This window comes from Accumulibacter sp., from assembly GCF_029255145.1.
Lineage (GTDB): Bacteria > Pseudomonadota > Gammaproteobacteria > Burkholderiales > Rhodocyclaceae > Accumulibacter.
In genome coordinates this window covers 16,986-36,850 of record NZ_JAPUVQ010000148.1, presented here as the reverse complement: position 1 = coordinate 36,850, position 19,865 = coordinate 16,986, and the positions used below count along the sequence as shown (strand labels likewise).

The window sequence follows — 19,865 nt, the reverse complement described above, 5'->3', positions numbered from 1 at the left end:
CACGCATCTCTCGTACACCGGCGTCCGCCTGCCGGCCTACAACGCCGCTGCGATGAGATTGCGGGCGTCCAGGCCCTGCGCCGCAAAATGATCGAGCAGCTCGCCCTGGTGCGCAAAATCGCGGGTCTCGATCTGCATGATGATTTCGGTCATCCCCACCGGCACATGCAACTCGCCGCGCCGGTGCTCGACGTGGCGAACGTTCATCCCGTGTTCGGCGACGACCCCGAGCAGCGCTGCCAGCCGGCCCGGCGAATCCGCGACGCGCACCGCCAGGCTCATCAGGCGGCCACTCGAGGCCAGCCCGTAGTCGATCGAGCGACCGACCAGCGTCATGTCGGCGTTGCCGCCGCTGACCAGGACGACGACGCGATCGTTCGCTCGCGGCACCACCTTGCCCTTGAGCAGCGCGGCCAGCGCCACCACGCCGGCGCCCTCGCCGATGGTCCGGGTGCGTTCGAGCAGGCAGACCATCGCCTCGGCGATGGCATTGTCGTCTACGGTCACGATGGCGTCGACGTAACGCGCGATGACCTGCCGGGTGAGCACCCCGGGCGCCTTGACCTTGATTCCGTCGGCGATGGTGTGCGCCGACGGCGAGACGACTTCGAGGCTGCCGTCTTCGAGAAAGCGACGGTAGGGCGCGACGGTTTCGGTCTGCACGCCGACGATACGCACCTCGGGACGTTGCAGCTTGATCGCCAGCGCGACGCCGGAGATCAGCCCGCCGCCACCGAGCGGAACGACCACCAGCGTCGCGCCCGGCAAGGCCTCGATGATCTCCAGCCCGGCGCTCGCCTGGCCGGCGATGACCTCCCAGTCGTCGTAGGGATGGACGAAGGCGAGCCCGCGTTCGCCAGCCAGGCGCTCGGCGAGGACCTTCGCCTCCTCGAGGTTGGCACCGGCGAGAATGACCTCGGCAGCAAGCCCGCGACACGCTTCGATCTTGGTCAGCGGTGCGGCGACCGGCATCACCACCGTCGCCGGCAGCCCCTTCACCAGCGCCGCCCGCGCCACGCCCTGCGCGTGGTTGCCGGCCGAGGCCGCGATCACCCCGCGCAGCGCCCGGCCGCTGGCGAGCAGGCGGTCGATCTTGTGCGTCGCACCGCGCAGCTTGAACGAACCGGTCGGCTGCAGATTCTCGAGCTTGAAGTGGATCGGCACCGCCAACTCGCGCGATAAGGGATCGTTGAGCCACAGCGGCGTCGCCAGGACCGCGGCAGCGATGCGCGCCCGCGCCGCTTCGAGATCGGCGAGGGTCAGCGGGATGGCGCCCACCGCCGGCTGGCCAGTGCTCATCAGCGGGCGAGCGCCGGGAACAGCTTGATCAGCCCGTCGGCCATCACCTCGATGGCGATCGCCGCGAGGATCAGGCCCATCAGCCGGGTCATCACATTGATCCCGGTCTGACCCATGAACTTGCCGATCCGCCCGGCCGCGGAGAGCGCCAGCCAGGTGGCGACACCGATCACCAGGCCATAGACCACCAGTACCCCGAGTTCCCAGAAGTGGCGCGCCTTTTCGGCGTAGATCACCACCGTCGAAATCGACGCCGGACCGGTGAGCAGCGGGATGGTCAACGGCACCACCGCGATGCTCGAACCCGCATCGGCGCGGCTGGCGCCTTCGTCGAGGTCCTGCGCCCGCGACTCGGCGGGCTCGGCGTTGAGCATGTGCATGGCGCTGCTCAGCAACAGGAACCCGCCACCGACCTGGAACGAGGCCAGCGAGATGCCGAAGAACTGCAGCACCTTGAGGCCCGCCAGCGCACTGGTGGCGATCACCACAAACGCCGTGAAGGCGGCGACGCGGATCGTCTTGCGGCGCTGGGTGATCGTGAAATTGCGCGTGAAATGGATGAAGAACGGGATCACGCCGATCGGATTGACGATCGCCAGCAGGGTGATCAGTGGCTTGATCGGGAAGTCCATGGCGGGCACAGCGCCCGGACGGTGGCGCCGGGCAAGAGGGTTGACAGGAGGCACAGTCTAACGCGATCGGCGACCGCCTGGCGGGCCTGTCTGTCGACGACGGCATCGCGAGCGGCGATCGCCATTCTCGGGAGTGGCGAGCAAGCGCCTGACACGGCCCCGGCGGTGAAGTACCCGCGCGCCGGTCTACGGGGTGAACCGCAGCGGCATCGCCTTGCGCGCCACCGCCCAAAGTCCACAGAAACGCCAGGCATGATGCTGCCGCTTACGCCGAGTACCACCCACTGCCAGTAGCCAGAAGACGCTGGGTTGGCCACCAGGCCACCAGATACTTCGCTGGCAACCTTCGGGTCGCTGGTCGCTGAATGAGGCGACCACGGCTTGCCGATCGGGCAGCGATCCGGCAGCGGCGTGCCGGCGGTCGCGACTACAGCATGTTCTCCAGGAAAGCACGGGTGCGCGGATGTTCCGGCGCGGCAAACAAGTCCCTCGCCGGGCGCGCCTCGACGATCTCGCCGCCGTCCATGAACACCACGCGGCTGGCCACCTCGCGCGCAAAGGCCATCTCGTGGGTCACCACCAGCATCGTCATCCGTTCTTCCGCCAGCTCGCGGATGGTCCGCAACACCTCGCCGGTGAGTTCGGGGTCGAGCGCCGAGGTCGGCTCGTCGAACAACATGATGTCCGGCGCCATCGCCAGCGCCCGGGCGATCGCCACGCGCTGCTGCTGGCCGCCCGAAAGCCGCGACGGATAACTGTCGCGCTGCTCCAGCAAGCCGACCTTGCGCAACAAGGCCTCGGCCTGCGGGATGACCTCCTGGCGGCGCAGCCGCTTGACGGTGAGCGGCGCTTCGATGATGTTCTGCAGGACGGTCAGATGTGGAAACAGGTTGAAGTGCTGGAAGACCATTCCCATCCTTCGGCAGATCCGCCGGCTGTCGGCATCCGGCGCGTAGCGGCTGCGCGCGTCGACCTCGTCGGATGCCAGCGTTTCGCCTGCGATCTCGATACGCCCGCGGTCGATCGTTTCGAGATGGTTGAGGCAGCGCAGGAAGGTGCTCTTGCCAGAGCCCGACGGGCCGATGATCGCCAGCACCTCGCCCTTGCCGACGTCCAGCGAAACCCCCCTGAGTACCTCGACCACGCCGAAACGCTTATGGATACCCCGTGCGCGGATCATGGCGTCAACCATCGTAGACCGCATGTTTCCGTTCCAGACGCTGGAAACCGAGCGTCAGGAGCAGCGTCATCAGCAGATAGAAGGCCGCGGCGACGATGAAGGGAGTGGTCGTGAAGTCGCGCTGAACGATGCCGCGCGCCGCGCGCAGCAGGTCGTTCATGGCCAGCACGTAAATCAGCGAAGTGTCCTTGACCAGGGTGATGGTCTCGTTGCTCAGCGGCGGCAGAATGCGCTTGAATACCTGCGGCAGGACGACCCTGCGCATGGTTTGCGAATAGCTGAGCCCGAGCACCCGCGCCCCTTCGTACTGCCCGCGGTCAATCGACTGGATGCCGGCGCGAAAGATCTCGGCGAAATACGCCGCATAGTTCAGGACGAAGGCGACGATGGCCGCCGGAAAGTCGGGCAGCCGGATGCCGATCACCGGCACGAAAGGCAGGGCGAAGTAGATGAACAGCATCTGCAGCATCAGCGGCGTGCCGCGCATCAGCCAGATGTAGCCATTGACCAGTGCGCCGAGGACGCCGGAACGCGAGATTCTGAGCAGCGCCAGACCCAGACCAAGCGGCACGGCGAGCACGAAGGTGATCAGAAAGACCTGCAGGGTGACCGCCGTCCCTTCGAGCAGCGGGCCCATTATGGCAATGACGTAATCCATACCCGCGACCTCGATCCTCGGCATTGCGTCCGGCCACCGCCCTGCTGCGGCCCCGACCAGGCTATTTCTTGACGATGTCCTTGCCGAACCACTTGCTCGAAATCGCTGCGGCGGAACCATCGCTCTTCATCCCGTCGATCGCCTTCTGCAGCTTGGCCATCAGATCGGTGTCGTCCTTGCGGGTGCCGACGCCGTAGTCCTCGGTACCGAAGTTCTCCTCGAGCACGCGGTATTCGCCGGGCTTCTTGGCGGTGTAGTAGCGCCCGACCACTTCATCAACCACCAGCGCGTCGAGGCGGCCGACGCTCAGGTCGATCAGCGCCGTCACGTTGTCGCCGAACTTCTTGATCTCTTTCAGCGAGTTGGCGGTTGCAGCATCCTTCTCGATGGCCTCGATGGCGCTGCTGCCGTCCTGAACGCCGACCACCTTGCCGGCAAGCTCGGCCTTGGTCCTGATCGGCGAGCTGTCGGTGACGATGATCACCTGATGGTTCTCAAGATACGGCGTGGTGAACAGGATCTTTTCCTTGCGTGCGTCGGTGATCGTCAGACCGTTCCACAGCACGTCCACGCGTTTGCTGGTCAATTCGGCTTCCTTGGCATTCCAGTCGATCGGCTTGAAGAGCACTTCGGCACCCAGCCGCTTGCCGGCTTCCTTGGCCAGGTCGATGTCGAAACCGACCAGCGCGTTGGTCTCGTCACGGAAACCCATCGGTGGAAAGTTGTCGTCCAGGCCGACGACGATGGTCACCAGCGCTGCCGGCTCGGCCACCGCGGTGGTTTGCGGAGCGCTTTCCTTCTTGCCGCAAGCGACCAGCAGGGTCGCGGCCAACACCGCGATGATCAGTAAAGAGATCTGTTTTTTCATGATTTTATTCAGTAACAAGGACAAGCGGTTGAAAGGAAGAGTGGTGTCAGCTCGGCCTGGCGCTGCGGCACGCGCTGCCATAACGGCGCGAGCGCCCGGCGGCGGCAGATCCCGGCGAGGAGAACGAAGGCCGGCATGATAGCAGGGTCTGCCGGCGGCTTCGCTCCGGGTTTGCGCGGACGCAGGCTCGAAACCGCCGCCGCAGGGTGCTGCGGGCTTCACCGATGTCCCGCGATCGGCGATCGCGCTCGCTATCGTCGCTTCCGCAAACCCTCACTTGAGCAGGCCGACCGGCAGGAAGATGCCGCTGACCACCGTTTGGCTCAACCGCGAAAACCCGCGACCGTTGCGATCGGCGACCACCTGGGCCATCAAGTCGAGCAGGCCCATCGCGCGGCCGAACTCGCGCTCGAAGGACAGATTTCGGCCACCGGGGTCGATGGCGTTGGCGAGCAGATAGGGTTCGCCCGCCGGATTGCGGTCGTTGGCCAGTTTCCAGACCGCGACCTCCATGTTGCGCGCGCAGTTGAAGAGCTTCATCTCGTTCAGGCCGTCGAGAATGTAGAACTCCTCCTTGTGCTCGAAGGCACTATCGACCATCGTCAGCAGGCCGAACATCAGTGCCGCGACGCGGTCCCCGGTGTAGGTTTCGCTGAAGGCCAGGGCGGCCGCCGGAGCGTCGCGCAGCGCCCCGAGTTCCGGCGGACTGCGGGTGTGGCGCATCCGCAGCTGCTCCAGCGCTGCCTCACGACTGGCCAGTCCAACCTTCTTCCACTCCCTCGGGTTGCGCTTGTAGAGCTTTTCGGCAATCAGCATCAGGCCGCCGACGACCTCGGCTCGATCGATTTCGGCGATCCGGTCAACCTCGGTCTTGGCCAGGTACTTGAGGTCGATCGTCGAGTGGCTGCGGCCATCCTTGCCCAGGCGAGTGGAGCACGCGACGACTGTCAGCGCCAGCAGGACAGCCAGCCAGCGCATCGCGCGGCACCGGCCTGCGCCTAGCAATGGTTGCCGAAGCCGCTGGCGAACGGCCCGAAAGCGCGAGACAACGACCGGAGGCGGACCATGGCCGGCCCGCTGGTCAGCCCTCTTGCGCCCCTGCTGTCCTCTCGCCGGTTGGGGCGACACGGGTCATCAAACCACGAATTCGCCTGCTGACGACTACAGCTCCTCGACCTCGGCAGCTGGCAATCAGCGGCCGTCGTCACGCGCGTTCGTCCTGCCACCATCGGCCTCCTGACAGACTTTCGGAAGCCCAGTATAGCGACGGGCGAGATGCGCGCGCGATCGCCTTCGGCTCGCGCTCCTTGCCACGCCGACGCGCAGCGAGCAAGCACGCGCCCGACGCCAGTCGGCCAGCCCTTGCGCCGGCGATGCCGCCTGAGGCATGCTCGTGCTTTGACGACCACCTGGAGAAGTGATGAGCCCCAAGATCAACGCCGCCTGGCACCTGGCGTCCCGTCCGGCAGGCCTGCCAACCGCCGGGAACTTCGAGTGGCGTGAGACGAACCTGCCGGAGCTGGCCGAGGGCCAGGCCCAGGTGCAGACGATCTGGCTGTCGATCGACCCGACCAACCGCATCTGGATGAACGACGCCGACAGCTACCTGCCGAAGCTGCAACTCGGTGAGGTGATGCGCGGCATCGGCATTGGCCGCGTGCTGGCATCGCGTGACGCCGGCCTGCAAGCGGGCGACCTCGTCCAGGGCATGCTCGGCTGGCAACGCTGTTGCGTCAGCCCGGCCAGGGCACTGAGCAAGCTGCCACCGCTGCCGTTGCCGCTGAGTGCGCATTTCGGCCTGCTGGGCCACATCGGCCTGACCGCGTACTTTGGACTGACCGATGTCGCGCAGGCCAGGGCGGGCGAGACGCTGGTGGTCTCGGCGGCGGCCGGCGCGGTCGGCTCGCTGGCGGTGCAGATCGGCAGGAATCTCGGCATGCGCGTGGTGGCGATCGCCGGCGGCGCCGAGAAATGCCGCTGGCTGAGCGACGAGCTCGGTGCCGACGCGGTCATCGACTACCAGGCGGAGGACGTCGCCGACGGGCTGGCGCGGGCCTGCCCGGAAGGGATCGACGTCGATTTCGAGAACGTCGGCGGGCGCACGCTGGACGCGGTGCTGGCGCGAATCAACCTGGGCGCCCGCATCGCCTTGTGCGGTTTGATCTCGCAGTACAACGCCAGCGCCCCCGAGCCGGGGCCGTCCAACCTCGCCCACCTGCTGATGCAACGCGGCCGGATGCAGGGCTTCATCGTCCTCGACTACCTGGACCGTGCGCACGAGGCGGCGGAGAAGCTGATCGCCTGGCACCTGGCCGGGCGGCTGAAGTACCGGCTCGACGTCTCCGATGGCCTGGAGTCGGCGCCATCGGCTCTGCGCAAGCTGTTCACCGGCGCCAATACCGGCAAGGTGCTGGTGAAGGTCAGCGACGAATGAACACCGGTGGCAGCAACAGAGCAACACTTCGGCTTGCCGCGGCAGCGCTTGACGCGAGCCGATCAGGCGTCGCCCGGCGTGCATCCCGGCACGCCGCCACCGTTCGCGCGGCCGCGATCCCGACGGTAGCGGACGAAGGCATCGCGCACCGCGGCGCGAAGTTCGCCGTCGTCCCACGGTTTGGCCATGAAGCGGTAAATCCCTCCCTGGTTTACGGCGTCGGTCAGTGACTGCAGGTCGGTATATCCGGACAGGATGATCCGTACCGAATCCGGGAACAGCGCGCTGGCGCGAGCGAGGAATTCGGTGCCCGACATCCCCGGCATGCGCTGGTCGGAAACGATCACCCCGACGCGGTGCACGGCGAGGATGTCGAGCCCTTCGCTGCCGCTGGTCGCGGTAAAGATGCGGTAGCGGTCGGCGCGCAACAGCCGGCGCAGGGCACTGGTGATGTTCGGTTCATCGTCGACCAGCAGCAGCGTTCGCGAGTGGTCTTCGTCGGTCTCGCCGCCCAAGCTCAGCCGGCGTCCCTCGCGCAGCAAGGCCTCGAAATCCCCGGCCGGCAGCGGCCGACTGAAGTAGAAACCCTGCATTTCATCGCAACCGCGTTCGCTCAGGAACTTGAGCTGCGCCTCGGTCTCGACGCCCTCGGCGATGACCTTGATGCCCAGGCTCTTGGCCATCGCGATCACCGCCAGCGACACCGCGGCGGCGGCGCGGTCGGCAAGAATGTCGCGAACGAAGCAGCGGTCGATCTTGATCCGGTCGACACGAATTCGCATCAGGCGAGCGAGTGACGAGAAACCGGTACCGAAATCGTCGATCGCCGTACTCACCCCGGCGGCCCGGATTCCCTTCAGGATTCCCGCCACCCGGCCGCTATCCTGCAGCGCGACACTTTCGGTCAATTCGACTTCCAGGCCGCTGCCGTCGAGCCCGTAACGGGTGATCGCCGCGGCAATCCGCTCGGCCAGATCGTCGCTCTGAAACTGCCGCGCCGAGAGGTTGACCGCCAACCGTGGCGTCGGCAAGCCGGCATCGCGCCAGGCGCGGGCCTGCCGGCAGGCGGCGTCGATCACCCATTGGCCGATCGGAACGATCAGTCCGCCATCCTCGGCGATGGCGATGAAGTCGTCCGGCTTGATCCTGCCACGCAGCGGATGATTCCAGCGCAGCAGCGCTTCCGCACCGACGATTTCACCGCTGACCAGATCGACCTGCGGCTGGTAGTGAAGTTCGAGCTCGCCGCGCTCGGCAGCGTTCTCCAGATCGCTTTCCAGCGCCAGTTGATCGCTGACGCGGGCGTTCATCTCCGCCTGGTAGAACTGGAACTGGCCGCGGCCCGCCGTCTTGGCGCGACGCATCGCGGCGTCGGCGTTCCTCATCAGGGTCTCGGCGTCTTCGCCGTCGCGCGGATAGAGACTGGCGCCGATGCTGCAACTGATGGTCAGCTCGCGTCCACCGAGTTCGATCGGCAGGGCGAACTGGTCGAGAATGCGCGCAATCACGCGCGCCACTTCGTCCTCGGCTACCGGGTCGGCCAGAATCATCACGAACTCGTCGCCGCCCAGGCGGGCCACGGTATCGCCGTCGCGCACGCTGGCCAGCAGGCGCGCGGCGACAAGCCGCAGCAACTCGTCACCCTGACCGTGACCGAGGCTGTTGTTGACCCGCTTGAACTGATCGATGTCGACCACCAGCAGCGCCAGACCCGAATTGTGCCGTTCGGCATAGGCGATCGCCTGATGCTGGCGGTCGTGCAGCAGGTTGCGGTTGGCCAGGCCGGTCAACGCATCGTGGTTGGCCTGGTGTTCAAGCTCTTCCTGATAGCGCCGACGTTCGCTGATGTCGTTGAAGACGCTGACAAAATGGCTCAAGGTGCCGTCCGCGGCGAACACTGGCGACAACGTCAGTTCGCTCCACAGCGGCGATCCGTCCTTGCGCAGGCTGTGCAAGGTAACCCGCGTGCCGCGTCGCTCGCGCAAGGCCTGCCGCAATTCGTTCAGCTCGATCTGTTCGAGCTGCCCCTCGATCAGGCAGCGTCCATTACGTCCGAGCACCTCCGCGGCGAGATAGCCGGTGATCCTTTCCAGCGCCGGATTGACATAGGTGATCGGGTGATCCGGCGCCAGCGCATCGGTGATCATCACCCCGTTGGACGAGGCGTCGACGGCCCGCTGCAGGAGCAACAAACCGGCTTCGGCGCGCTGCGCGAAAACGCCGTAGGCGAGATCCTCGGCGAGTTCCTCGAGCAGCTCGCAGGCGTCGGCATCGAAACCGTGGGGGTCGCTGCTGAGCAGGCCGAGCACGCCGATCGTCGCGCCGCGGACGATCAGTGGCAGCGCGAGCGCGGCGCGCTGACCACGGTCGGCGAGATCGCCAACCCAGTCGGCCAGGCAATTGGCGGAACCGAACACGCAGGTCAGGGCGTGCCCTTGCGCCACTGCCGGCAAGGACAAGTCGCCACGAAAACCGTCGTACCAGCAAAGCCCGTCGAGCGCCGCCGCAGCGGCCGCGGCAGCCGGCACGGCCGCCAGTTGGCCATCGGCGCCGACCAGATCCACCCACACCGCCGCATAGCCGCCCTGCCGGTGCAGCAGCTCGACGACATGGGCAATGATCTCGCTGTCGCTGCCGGCGCGCACCAGCGCGGCGTTGCACGCATGGATCAGGCGCAGCGACGCGTTCAGCCGCCGCAAGGCCAGCGCCTGCCGGTTGCGTTCGCTGACATCGCGTACCGCGCAGGTGACCAGCAGGCCGGCGGCCTGCCGCGTGTAGCTCAGGCTGACCTCCGCCGGGAAGACGCTGCCGTCGCGGCGCTGGCCTTCGATCTGCGAACCGCGCATGCTGCCGTGGCGCGGCAGCCGGTCGAATTCGGCGCGCTGGGCGCGGTGTCCTGCACGCCGGGAAACGGGGACCAGCAAGTCGATGGACAGCCCGTCGAGCGCGCCAGGCGGATACCCGAACATCAGTTCGGCGCTGGTATTGGCCAAGGAGATCGTGCCGGCCGAATCGACCAGCAGAATGGCGTCGGCCGCCGTCTCCAGAACGCCACGGTAGCGCGCCTCTCCGGAGGCCAGCGCGGCGACCGCGCGCTGGCGTTCGAGCTCGGCGCCGGCGCGCGAAGCGAAGATCTCGAGTACCCGGCAGGGGTGCCCATCAACGGACCAGGGCGGCGCGCCGATGATCGCCAGGACACCGCTGACAGTGCCGTCGACCGAGAACAATGGCGTTCCGAGGTAGCTCTGCCTGGCCGCATCGGAAAGCCTCGGGTCGCTCGCCAGGCGTTCGCCAGCGTCGTTCACCCGGACCGTGCGCGCGCTCGCCGCAACCTCGGCGCAGAGCGTTCCGGCGAGCGGATAGCTGCCGCCGGCGAGCAGCCGACCGTCGACCCAGGCAGCGAGCATCCTGGCCTCGCCGGCATCGCTGCCGACGAGCTCGTCGATGCAGACGGCACTGGACGGCCAAGCGGCGGCGAGCTCGCGAACCAGAACGTTGAAGAACTCCTGCCCGGTCTTGCGGGCAGTGCCGACCAGCAGGCGGTGCAGCAGCGCTTCCTGCTGCCGGCGCTGGCGCTCGGCGCGGTGTTTTTCGAGCGCCAGCTCGACGGTCACCCGCAGCGCGTGTTCGTGCCACGGCTTGCGGATGTAGCCGTAGGGCGCGGCGGCAACAACGCGCGCCAGAATCTGCTCGGGGTTGACCGCCGACAGCATCACCACCGGAACGTCGAAATGCTGCAGGATCATCTCGGCGGCGACGATGCCGTCAAGGTCTCCGGGCAGCAGGATATCCATCAGCACCAGGTCGGCGGCGGCACTGCGTACCATCGAGATCGCGGTCTGACCGTCAAAGGCCTGTGTCGTCTCGTAGCCTGCCGCAGCAAGCTGCAGCGCCAGCAAGGCCGCGAGCTGGCGATCATCCTCGACGATCAGGATGCGCTTCGCTCCGGCAGCGTCCGTCCCAATGGCCGGTGGCCCCTGCGGGCGGGTCAGGGCGTCGTCCTTCATGCGCACAGTTCGGCCAGCGCCACCGGCAGTTCCGGCACCAGATTGGCCTTGCAGACGTAGGCGTGCACGCCGACCGCCGCCGCCGCCGCGCGGTATTCGGGAGTCGAATGCAGCGACAGAATGACGATCTTGATCCCGGCGTGTTCCCGACGGATTCTCTTCGCCGTCTCCAGGCCGCCGAGGCCAGCCATCGCCAGATCGAGGATCACCACGTCGGGGGCGCTGCCGGCGAGCGCCGCCAGCGCCTCTTCGCCGGAAGCGACGCTGCCGACGATCTGGTAGCCCGGCCGGCGCAGCAAGCGCGCCAGCAGCCTCCGGAACTCAAGACAATCATCGACCAACAGCAATCTGAGCGTGCGCATGGCGACCCTCCAGCCAGTAAGACTCGGGGCCACATTAAACGTTGCCGCTGCCGCGCACCATCGGGCGATCCCCTAGACGCGACCAGACAAATCCTGGTCAACGGGCGGACGTTCGGACCGGCAAGGACTACTTCTGGGCCGACACCAGGCCGCTGCGGATCGCGTAGCGGGTCAGCCCCGCCACGTCGTGAATGCCGAGCCGCTCCATGATCTGGGCGCGATGCGACTCGACCGTCTTGGCGCTGATTCCCAGATCGAAGGCGATTTCCTTGGCCCCATTGCCGGCCGCGATGCAGCACAGGATCTCGCGCTGGCGCGGCGTCAGGGCGGGGTCGGCAGGGCGGTCGCCTTGCAGCCGGGCAAGGTAGCCGTCAACCACTTGCCGCGAGACGCCGGGCGACAGCCAGCTTTCGCCGCGCATCACGGCGCGCAGCGCAAGTTCGAGCTCGATCGGCGCGGCGTCCTTGATCAGGTAACCGGCGGCGCCGGCTTGCAGCGCCTGCAGCACGTACTCGGCGTCGGCGTGCATCGACAGCACCACCACCCGCACCACCGGATGCTGGCGGCGGATTTCGGCCGCCGCCGCCAACCCGTCCATGCCCTTCATCGCGATGTCGATGAGCAGCACATCGGGCAGGCACTCGCCAACCCGGCTGATCGCCTCGTTGCCGTCGGCGGCCTCGCCGACCACTTCGACGCCGACGAAGGCGCCGAGCAGCGAGCGGATGCCGGCGCGCACCAGGACATGGTCGTCGGCGAGGACGACGCGAATGGCGTCGCTCACGAAGTCGCCTCGGCGAGCGGCAAACTGGCGCGCACCTCGCTACCGGCGGCGCCGGAGGACACCGTCAGCTGCCCGCCGACCAGTTCGGCGCGTTCCTGCATCGAGAGCAGGCCGAGACTCTGTCCGCGCGTCGCGCTGGTGAGCGCCGCCGGCACGTCGAAGCCGTGGCCGTCGTCACGCAGCGACAAGCGCAGCGCGCCGTCGGCCAGCCGCAGCTCGAGCGCCACGGCGGTCGCGCCGGCGTGGCGGACGACGTTGTTCAGCGCCTCCTGTGCGATGCGAAAGCAGGCGATGCCGATCTCCTCGGGGAAGTGCGCCGGACACCCTTCGGCCACCAGCGTCGCCTTGATCCCGGCGTGACGGCACGTGCTGTCGAGGTGCGCGCGCAGCGCCGGCACCAGGCCCAGATCGTCGAGTTGCGGCGGGCGCAGCGCGACCGACAGCGCGCGCACCCGCTGCAGTGTCCGGTCGGCGATCTCGCCGGCCTCGCGGACGGCCTCGGCGTCGCCTCCCGCACCCCATCGTGCCAGGCCATGCAGGACGATCTTGATCATCGTCAGGTTCTGCCCGATGTCGTCGTGCAGATCCCGGGCAAGACGACGCCGCTCGGCTTCCTGCACGCCGATCAGACGTGCCGACAGCTCGTGCAGGCGGTCGCGCGCGCTGCGCAGGTCCGCTTCGGCGCGCTGCCTTCGGGAGTCGGCGTCAAAGTTGTCGAGAGCAAACGAGATGTCGCTGGCCAGCTCGCCGAGCAGCTCGATCAGCGCCTGGTCGAAAAAACCGGCCTGCCCGGCGTACAGACAGAAGGCGCCGACCACCTCGCCGCCACGGCGGACCGGCAACGCGGCCGAGGCGCTGATTCCCGCCATGCGGGCGCGTTCCTGCCAGGGACGCGTCCGTGGGTCGGCCAGGTAATCGTTGCACACGGCGATGCTGCCGGCGCGCATCGCGGTTCCGACCGGACCGTGCCCCTCCTCTTGCTGGCCGTCGATCGAAATGCGCAGGCCGCCAAGATAGGTCTTGGCCATGCCGTGCTCGGCGGCAACCCGCAGCCAGCCGGCGGCGTCGAGCAGGCCGATCCAGGCGCCGCTGACACCGCCGTGATCAACGACGATCTGGCAAGCGCGCGCCAGCAGCTCGTCGGCCGATTCGGCGTGCATGATCGCGTGATTGGTCTGGGCGAGCGCGTTGTAGAAGCCACTCAGCCGGCGCAGGCGCAGCTCGGCATTCTTGCGTGCGCTGATGTCGCGGGCGATGGCAAAGACGCCTCGCAACTCACCGGCAATCTTCAGACACCCCTTGGTGGTCAGAAAAGTGCGCGAGCCGTCAACGCCGCCGAATTCCTCCTCGATCGTCTCGGTCGCATCCGCCGCGGCGACGCGCTGGTCGTCGGCGCGAAAGCGCGCCGCCACTTCGGCGGCAAAGAGCGCGTCGTCGCGGCGGCCGAGAATCTCCTCGCGCGAGCGGCCGAGCAATTGTTCGAAGGCGTGGTTGCAGAGCACGTAGCGGCCATCGGCATCCTTGGCAAAAATGCAGTCGGTCGAGCCCTCGACCAGCGCCGAAAGCGTTGTCGCAAGTTCCTCGATGCGCCGCTCCTGACGCTCGGCTTCGAGCTGCAACAGGCGGTCGCGGTGGTGCCGCTGCAGCGCCAGTTCGATCGCCAGCTGCAACTCGCGGTCGTTGTACGGCTTGATCAGGTAGGCGTACGGCGCGGTGATCCGCGCGCGCGCGAAGCGCTCCTCATCCGAATAGGCGGTCAGGTAGAGCAGCGGCACGCGTTGCGCTTCGAGAATCTCTCGTGCGGCCTCGATGCCGTCGACGTCGCCCGCCAGGACGATGTCCATCAACACCAGGTCGGGGCGTTCGGACGCGGCCAATGCCACCGCGGCACTGGCGCTGGCCACCGGTCCGGCGATCGCATAGCCCATCGCGGCAAGCCGGAGGGCCAGCGCGCGGGCGACCAGTGGATCGTCTTCGACGACCAGGATCGTTTGGCCAGTGGCGGCGTTGCCGGTCGTCTTGCCGGTCTGAGTCATGTGGCGGGTCCTGCGCATGGGGTTGCGACCTCGACGCGGTTGCGGCCGCGGCGCTTGGCGTCATAGAGCGCGCGATCGGCCGCCTCGATCAGCTGCCGCGGCTGGCAAGCCTGGTCGACAGACGCGATTCCGGCGCTGAAGCTGACGGCGAAGTCGCCGTCGGGCCGGCGGAAGCGCAGACTGACGAAAACGCGTCCGATTTCCTCGATCACCGCCCGCGCGGCGTCGCTCGAGGTCTCGGGAAAAAGCACCGCGAACTCCTCGCCACCGTAGCGGCCAATCACGTCGACCTGCCGCAAGCGCTGCTGCAGCAAGCGCGCCAAACCCTTGATGACGATATCGCCAGCGGCGTGCCCGTAGCTGTCGTTGACGCTCTTGAAATGGTCGATGTCGATCATCGCCGCCGACAGCGGCTTGCCCGCGCGCCGCGCGCGCAGCGCCTCGATGTCGAGCTGTTCCATGAAGCGCGCGTGATTGAGCAGCCCGGTGAGACTGTCGCGGGTCATCAGCGCGCGCAGTCGCCGCGCCCTTTCGATACGCGCTGAAACGACGCGCAGCAGATGCCCGGGGGCGATCGGCTTCTGCAGGAAATCGTCGCCTCCCTGCTCGAGTGCCAGCAGTTGCCGGTCACGGTCCACCTCGACCGACAGGTAGACGATCGGCACCCCCTGCCAGACATCGACCTGGCGAATGACCCCCACCAGTTCGTCGCCCCGACACCCCGGCAGAGATATGTCCATGACGATGAGATCGGGCAGCGTCTCGCGCAGCCGTTCCAGTACCTGCCCGGGATCGCCGACCAGCTCGGCCAGGATCCCGGCACTGGCCAGCACGGCAAGCAGCGCTTGACCGGTGATCGGGTCGTCCTCGACGACCAGCACGCGCGCCGGCCGGAGGTCGCTCTTGTCGAGCAGATCGTCGAGCCGATCGACCAGCGCCCCGATGTCGAGCGGTTTGGTCAGGTAGGCATCGCCACCGGCACGCAGGGCGTGCAGCCGCGCCGCGAGGTCGCCTCGCGCCGAGACGATCAGCACCGGTGCCGGGGCGATCGCCCGGGCCTCGGCCAGCAGCACCTTGTCGAGCATCCCGCCGGGAGAGCCCAGATCGAACACCAGCGCTTCCGGAGGCGCCTCGCGCATGGCCTCGATGGCTGCCCGCGGCGTCGGGAAAAAGCGCGCCTGATAGCCGTAGTGGCCGAGCTTTTCGGCGATCTCGGCGCCCAGCCGAGAATCTTCATCGACCAGAAAAACCGGCCGCGGCAGCGCTGCGGCAGGCAAGCCAGGCGCCGTGTCGACAGTTGTCGCGGCAGTGCCTGTGACCGCCGCCGCCGCGGTAACCACCGCCGCCGCTGCCTGCAGGTCCGCCAGGAGTCCCTGCAGCGCCGCCCGGTCCTGCCCGCCGCACCCCGCCGGGTTGGTGTCCAGGTGGCGCACTCGTTCCTCCAGGCGGTGCGCCGCATCGCCCAGCGCCGCGTGGCCGAAGGTTCCGGCAGCGCCGGCCAGCCGATGCGCGGCGCCGCTCAGCTGGAGCAACGCGGCGGCGTCCCGGCGCCCGCCCAGGGCAGCGAAAGCGTCTTCGACGTCGCGCATCCGGCCGGGTACCGAGCGGCGGAACTCCTCGCCCAGATCGGCCAGCTGAACGGCCAGTTGCGCCGCGGCATCGGGCAGCAGTTCAGCCATCGCGCGCGTCCCAGATGACGCGCAGTTGATCGGCGAGGGTCATCGGATCGAACGGCTTGGTGATCACCGCGATAGCGCCGAGCGCGCGCAGCGCCGCCACCTCGTTCGCTTGCGCCCGCGCGGTCAGAAAGACCGCCGGCACCTCGGCGGTCTGCCACATCGCGCGCAAGGCGCGCAGCGTCGCCGGCCCGTCCATGCCCGGCATCATCACGTCGAGCAGCAGCAGGTCGGGCTTGAAGTCGCCCGCCCAGCGCAATGCCTCCTCGCCGGAAACGGCGAGCTCGACCGTAAAGCCGCCGACCGCTTCAAGCGCCAGCCTGGCGACGGTGCGGATATCGGCTTCGTCATCGACAAAAAGGATCCTCTGCAAGCTACCGTTCATCATCGATCTCCCGTCCTGTCTTCGCTGACGCAGGCTGTGTTTCATCCTCGAACGCGTGCTGCGTCAGTTCGCGCACGAGCTGCACCAGGCGCTCGTTGGAGGTCCTCGACTTGACCAGACTGGCGACGACCGCCTGCCGTCTTTCCAGGCTCGCCTCAGGGTCGCTGGCGGAAAATACCACCACCTGCGGTGGATGGACCAGACCCTGGATCACCGGCAGCAAATTCAGCCCGGGGCCGTCCGGCAAGCCGAGGTCGAGAATCACCACATCGAAAATCCCTTGGCTCAACGCATCCTTGGCCGTAGACAGCGTAGGCGCTTCGACGATTTCCGCCAAGCCCCCGAACTGCGCGGCAACGATCCGGGCAAGATCGGCATCGTCCTCGCCGTGCAGGATTCGCGGCCGCTGGGCGGCGCGGCGATGCACCGCCCGCGTGACGGCGGCGACCAGCCGCGGGGCGTCGATCGGCTTGCCCAGCCAGTCGGCGATCGCCAGCGCCCCGCCGAGCGCCGGCGTCGCCGGATCGGCAGACCCCGAGACGATCACCACCGGCAGATCAAAACCGGCTTCGCTGGCGCGCAGGCCACCCAGGAAGTCCATGCCGTTCTCATCGGGGAGGCCGATGTCGAGGGTCATCGCCGCGTACGCATGCGCTGCCAGCATACGTCTGGCGGCAGCGGCGCTGGGCGCACGATCGACGCGGTAGCCCGCCTGCATCAGCAGCGTCGCCAGCAACTGCGCGATGTCGGGGTCGTCCTCACAGACCAGCACTCGCGGCGCCTCTCCCGGCACCACCGCGGCCATCGCCGCACGCGGCACCGTCGCCAATTCCAACACCACCTCGGGCAATTCGAACCAGAAGCAACTGCCTTCACCGGCAACGCTCGAAAAGCCGATTTCCCCGCCCATCCGTTCGACCAGAGCCCGCGAGATCGACAGCCCGAGACCCGAACCGCCCTTGGCGCGCGTGGTCGAGCCATCGGCCTGCGAAAACTTCTCGAAGATGCGCGCGCGGAACTCATCCGGAATTCCCGGACCGTGATCGACGACTTCGATGCGCAGGCGGGGGCCGCTGCGCAGCAGGGAGACGCCGACCGTCTCGCCGGGTGGCGAAAACTTGGCCGCGTTCGAGAGCAGGTTGGCCAGAACCTGCAGGAACCGATCCGGGTCGACGCGCGCAGTCGCGTCCGCCAGCGGCGAAACGATCTCGAGGCGCACCTGGTGCTGCACCGCGAAGCCCCGATTGGCTTCGACGGCCTGCTCGACCAGCGGCAGCAGCGGCCGCGTCTCGAGAGCGAAGCTCATCCGGCCCGACGCGATCTTCTCCATGTCGAGAATGTCGTTGATCAGAGCGACCAGCCGCTCGCAGTTATTGGCGGCAATGTTGATCAGCGATTTCGCCGCCGCCGGCAGCTCGCCGGCGACGCCGCCCTCCAGCAAGCCCAGCGACCCCCGGATCGACGTCAGCGGCGTCCGCAACTCATGGCTGACGGTCGACACGAACTCGGTCTTCAGTTGCTCGATCTTCTTGCGCTCGGAAATGTCGTAGTTGATGCCGATCATTCGTTGCGCCTGCCCCTGAGCATCGCGCAGCACCAGACCGTTGCCCTTGATGTGACGTACCTCGTCGCCGTAGCGCGTGCTGACGCGAACGCGGAACTCGATGTCGAACGGGGTTTCCCCGCGCACGGCCGCCTGCAGCGCGGCGACGGCGCCTCCGCGGTCTTCCGGATGCACGGCACTTTCCCAAACGGCGTAGGCGCCGCTGAAGTCCTCGCGGCGAACGCCATAGAGCGCATACATGCGGTCGTCCCAGACCAGGGTGTTGGCGACGATATCCCAGTCCCAGACGCCGAAGCCCGCCGATTCGGCAGCCAGGTCGAAACGCTGGTTGGCTTCGAGCAAACGTTCTTCGGCGAGCTTGCGCTCGGTGATGTCGCGCACCAGTCCGATGAACCGGCGGCGGTCGTTGACGGCCACCTCGGTGACCGCCAGATCCATCGGAAAGCAGCTGCCGCCGGCACGCTTGCCGACCACTTCGCGGCCGATACCGATGATCTTGCGCACGGCCGTCTGCCGATAGGCGGCGAGGTAGCCGTCGTGCTCGGCGGCGTAGGGCTCGGGCATCAGCATCTTGACGTTGCGGCCGAGCACTTCGCCAGCGCCATAACCGAACAGGCGCTCGGCGGCGAGGTTGAAGCTTTCGATCAGCCCCTGTTCGTCGATGGTGATGATCGCATCGAGCGTATGGTCGAGCACGGCCCGGGTGCGTGCCTCCGATTCGCGCAACTCGCGCGTCATGCCGTCGGCCAGCGTCAGAGCGCGCGCGCGCGATCCGGCAAAAGACTGCAACAGCGCGAAGACCAGGAAGCTGATCAGCGCACCGCCGGCCAGCACGGTCACCGCGGTTCGCTTGACCGCCGTCGGAGTTTCCAGCGCCTCGGTCCGCAGCCGCCACTGCCGGCCGCCGAACGCGAGCTGCTTTTCTCTGGCGTAGGCCGACAGCGAAGGAGAAGTACCCGGCGGCTCGAGATGCAGCAGGGGCCGCGCATCGGCACCCGCACTGCCAGTCTGGCCGAGGTCGACCACGGTCAGGTCAAAACTGTCCGCATCCTGCCCGAAAACGCCGCGAGCCAAATCTTCCATCCGGAACGCCGCGAAGACCACGCCGACGAACGAATCCCGCCGCTGCTCGATGGTCGTCAGCGCCGCGCCGTTGCGATAGATCGGCAAGATCAGCAGGAAGCTCGCCTGGTGAGCGGTTTCCTGGACCAGCGTCACCGGCGCGGTTGCCGCCGGCGCGCCGGTCGCCCGCGCGCGCTCGGCGGCGCTCCGGCGCGCGCCTTCGCTGAACAGGTCGAAGCCGAAAGCGGCTTCGTTGCCGACAGCCGGTTCGGTATATTCGATGACCAGGTACTCGGGCCGCTCACCTGGCGGCCTGATCGAAAACTCCGGATATCCATCGGCAACGAGTCGACGATCCGAACGAACCGCATCGACATAGGAGTCGCGCCCGGCGAGCGACACCGCACGCGCGAAACCGATGACCTGCACCCCGGGCAGCCGCGTCTCCAGGTCCAGTCGGTGGACGTAGGCACGGAACTCGTCGCGGTCCACCTCGGTGGACCCGGCGAAGAATCCCTGCAGCCCGCGCAGGACGCCTTCGTAGGCATCCAGTCGCTCCTTGAGCTGGAGAAACCGTCCCGTGGCGGCCTTGTCGAACGCCAGGCGGGCCTCGCTTTCGGCAATACCGGCGGCCCATTGGCCCGCCCAGACGGTCAACACCAAACCGCCAAGCAGGGAAAGCAGCGCGCTCCGTTTTATGCCGAACAATGCCATGTCCGACCTCCGCTGCTTCACTTGCCGACCGCCGCGCGATCGCCATACAATCGTCTGCTGCGATGCCCTGATCACCCTGCGGGCGAAGGGTGAAGGGCCATCGGCAATTACTCCATTGGCCCTCCTTCCAGTATAGGTTCGCGGGTCGACTACGGTCAATCGAACTCTGGCCGAAGCCTGGACGGCGCCGGCATGCCGCGGGCG

The 19,865-nt window shown here is 67.5% G+C and carries 14 protein-coding genes; 1 reads left to right on the top strand and 13 read right to left on the bottom strand.

The window, feature by feature from the left end; translation table 11 throughout:
* Positions 1-36 precede the first annotated feature (36 nt).
* The 6 genes from ilvA to Q1L50_RS18910 form a co-directional block, all read right to left on the bottom strand.
* The gene (ilvA, locus tag Q1L50_RS18935; protein WP_300341783.1) at positions 37-1,299 is read right to left on the bottom strand and encodes a threonine ammonia-lyase; all 1,263 of its coding nucleotides are present in this window, start codon (positions 1,297-1,299) and stop codon (positions 37-39) included.
* Positions 1,299-1,931 (bottom strand): NAAT family transporter, encoded by a 633-nt coding sequence (locus tag Q1L50_RS18930; protein ID WP_300341782.1) that lies wholly within the window; start codon positions 1,929-1,931, stop codon positions 1,299-1,301. Before Q1L50_RS18930 ends, ilvA begins: the two co-directional genes overlap by 1 nt.
* 427 nt (positions 1,932-2,358) lie before the next feature.
* Entirely contained in the window at positions 2,359-3,135 is a 777-nt protein-coding gene (locus Q1L50_RS18925) for an amino acid ABC transporter ATP-binding protein (protein ID WP_300341780.1), read from the bottom strand.
* Positions 3,116-3,769 carry an amino acid ABC transporter permease gene (locus tag Q1L50_RS18920; RefSeq protein WP_300341778.1) on the bottom strand — a complete coding sequence of 218 codons (654 nt, stop codon included), beginning with the start codon at positions 3,767-3,769 and terminating at the stop codon, positions 3,116-3,118. Before Q1L50_RS18920 ends, Q1L50_RS18925 begins: the two co-directional genes overlap by 20 nt.
* 61 nt (positions 3,770-3,830) lie before the next feature.
* On the bottom strand, positions 3,831-4,637 hold the full coding sequence (locus tag Q1L50_RS18915) for an amino acid ABC transporter substrate-binding protein (protein WP_300341776.1): 807 nt from the start codon (positions 4,635-4,637) through the stop codon (positions 3,831-3,833).
* Between the two features lie 273 nt (positions 4,638-4,910).
* On the bottom strand, positions 4,911-5,615 hold the full coding sequence (locus Q1L50_RS18910; RefSeq protein ID WP_300341774.1) for a hypothetical protein: 705 nt from the start codon (positions 5,613-5,615) through the stop codon (positions 4,911-4,913).
* 442 nt (positions 5,616-6,057) lie between these two features.
* On the opposite strand from Q1L50_RS18910, the gene Q1L50_RS18905 reads away from it, so the two are divergent.
* Positions 6,058-7,071 (top strand): NADP-dependent oxidoreductase, encoded by a 1,014-nt coding sequence (locus tag Q1L50_RS18905; RefSeq protein WP_300341773.1) that lies wholly within the window; start codon positions 6,058-6,060, stop codon positions 7,069-7,071.
* A gap of 62 nt (positions 7,072-7,133) precedes the next feature.
* On the opposite strand, the gene Q1L50_RS18900 is transcribed toward Q1L50_RS18905, so the two are convergent.
* From Q1L50_RS18900 to Q1L50_RS18870, 7 genes are all read right to left on the bottom strand, one after another.
* Complete coding sequence (locus Q1L50_RS18900) at positions 7,134-11,078, bottom strand: EAL domain-containing protein (protein WP_300341772.1); 3,945 nt, start codon at positions 11,076-11,078, stop codon at positions 7,134-7,136.
* Positions 11,075-11,440 (bottom strand): response regulator transcription factor, encoded by a 366-nt coding sequence (locus tag Q1L50_RS18895; protein ID WP_300341771.1) that lies wholly within the window; start codon positions 11,438-11,440, stop codon positions 11,075-11,077. Before Q1L50_RS18895 ends, Q1L50_RS18900 begins: the two co-directional genes overlap by 4 nt.
* A gap of 127 nt (positions 11,441-11,567) precedes the next feature.
* Entirely contained in the window at positions 11,568-12,224 is a 657-nt protein-coding gene (locus Q1L50_RS18890) for a response regulator transcription factor (protein ID WP_300341769.1), read from the bottom strand.
* Complete coding sequence (locus Q1L50_RS18885; protein ID WP_300341767.1) at positions 12,221-14,260, bottom strand: GAF domain-containing protein; 2,040 nt, start codon at positions 14,258-14,260, stop codon at positions 12,221-12,223. Before Q1L50_RS18885 ends, Q1L50_RS18890 begins: the two co-directional genes overlap by 4 nt.
* Positions 14,257-15,939 carry a diguanylate cyclase gene (locus tag Q1L50_RS18880; protein WP_300341766.1) on the bottom strand — a complete coding sequence of 561 codons (1,683 nt, stop codon included), beginning with the start codon at positions 15,937-15,939 and terminating at the stop codon, positions 14,257-14,259. Before Q1L50_RS18880 ends, Q1L50_RS18885 begins: the two co-directional genes overlap by 4 nt.
* Positions 15,932-16,324, bottom strand: coding sequence for a response regulator (locus Q1L50_RS18875; RefSeq protein ID WP_300341765.1), 393 nt, complete (start codon positions 16,322-16,324; stop codon positions 15,932-15,934). Before Q1L50_RS18875 ends, Q1L50_RS18880 begins: the two co-directional genes overlap by 8 nt.
* Positions 16,311-19,661: a CHASE domain-containing protein gene (locus tag Q1L50_RS18870; protein WP_300341763.1), complete on the bottom strand. Its 3,351-nt coding sequence runs from the start codon at positions 19,659-19,661 to the stop codon at positions 16,311-16,313. Before Q1L50_RS18870 ends, Q1L50_RS18875 begins: the two co-directional genes overlap by 14 nt.
* Between the last annotated feature and the right edge of the window lie 204 nt (positions 19,662-19,865).

Coding starts and splice junctions, on each gene's coding strand:
- ilvA (WP_300341783.1), bottom strand. CDS start 1,299: ATGAGCACTGGCCAGCCGGCGGTGGGCGCCATCCCGCTGACCCTCGCC.
- Q1L50_RS18930 (WP_300341782.1), bottom strand. CDS start 1,931: ATGGACTTCCCGATCAAGCCACTGATCACCCTGCTGGCGATCGTCAAT.
- Q1L50_RS18925 (WP_300341780.1), bottom strand. CDS start 3,135: ATGCGGTCTACGATGGTTGACGCCATGATCCGCGCACGGGGTATCCAT.
- Q1L50_RS18920 (WP_300341778.1), bottom strand. CDS start 3,769: ATGGATTACGTCATTGCCATAATGGGCCCGCTGCTCGAAGGGACGGCG.
- Q1L50_RS18915 (WP_300341776.1), bottom strand. CDS start 4,637: ATGAAAAAACAGATCTCTTTACTGATCATCGCGGTGTTGGCCGCGACC.
- Q1L50_RS18910 (WP_300341774.1), bottom strand. CDS start 5,615: ATGCGCTGGCTGGCTGTCCTGCTGGCGCTGACAGTCGTCGCGTGCTCC.
- Q1L50_RS18905 (WP_300341773.1), top strand. CDS start 6,058: ATGAGCCCCAAGATCAACGCCGCCTGGCACCTGGCGTCCCGTCCGGCA.
- Q1L50_RS18900 (WP_300341772.1), bottom strand. CDS start 11,078: ATGAAGGACGACGCCCTGACCCGCCCGCAGGGGCCACCGGCCATTGGG.
- Q1L50_RS18895 (WP_300341771.1), bottom strand. CDS start 11,440: ATGCGCACGCTCAGATTGCTGTTGGTCGATGATTGTCTTGAGTTCCGG.
- Q1L50_RS18885 (WP_300341767.1), bottom strand. CDS start 14,260: ATGACTCAGACCGGCAAGACGACCGGCAACGCCGCCACTGGCCAAACG.
- Q1L50_RS18880 (WP_300341766.1), bottom strand. CDS start 15,939: ATGGCTGAACTGCTGCCCGATGCCGCGGCGCAACTGGCCGTTCAGCTG.
- Q1L50_RS18875 (WP_300341765.1), bottom strand. CDS start 16,324: ATGATGAACGGTAGCTTGCAGAGGATCCTTTTTGTCGATGACGAAGCC.
- Q1L50_RS18870 (WP_300341763.1), bottom strand. CDS start 19,661: ATGGCATTGTTCGGCATAAAACGGAGCGCGCTGCTTTCCCTGCTTGGC.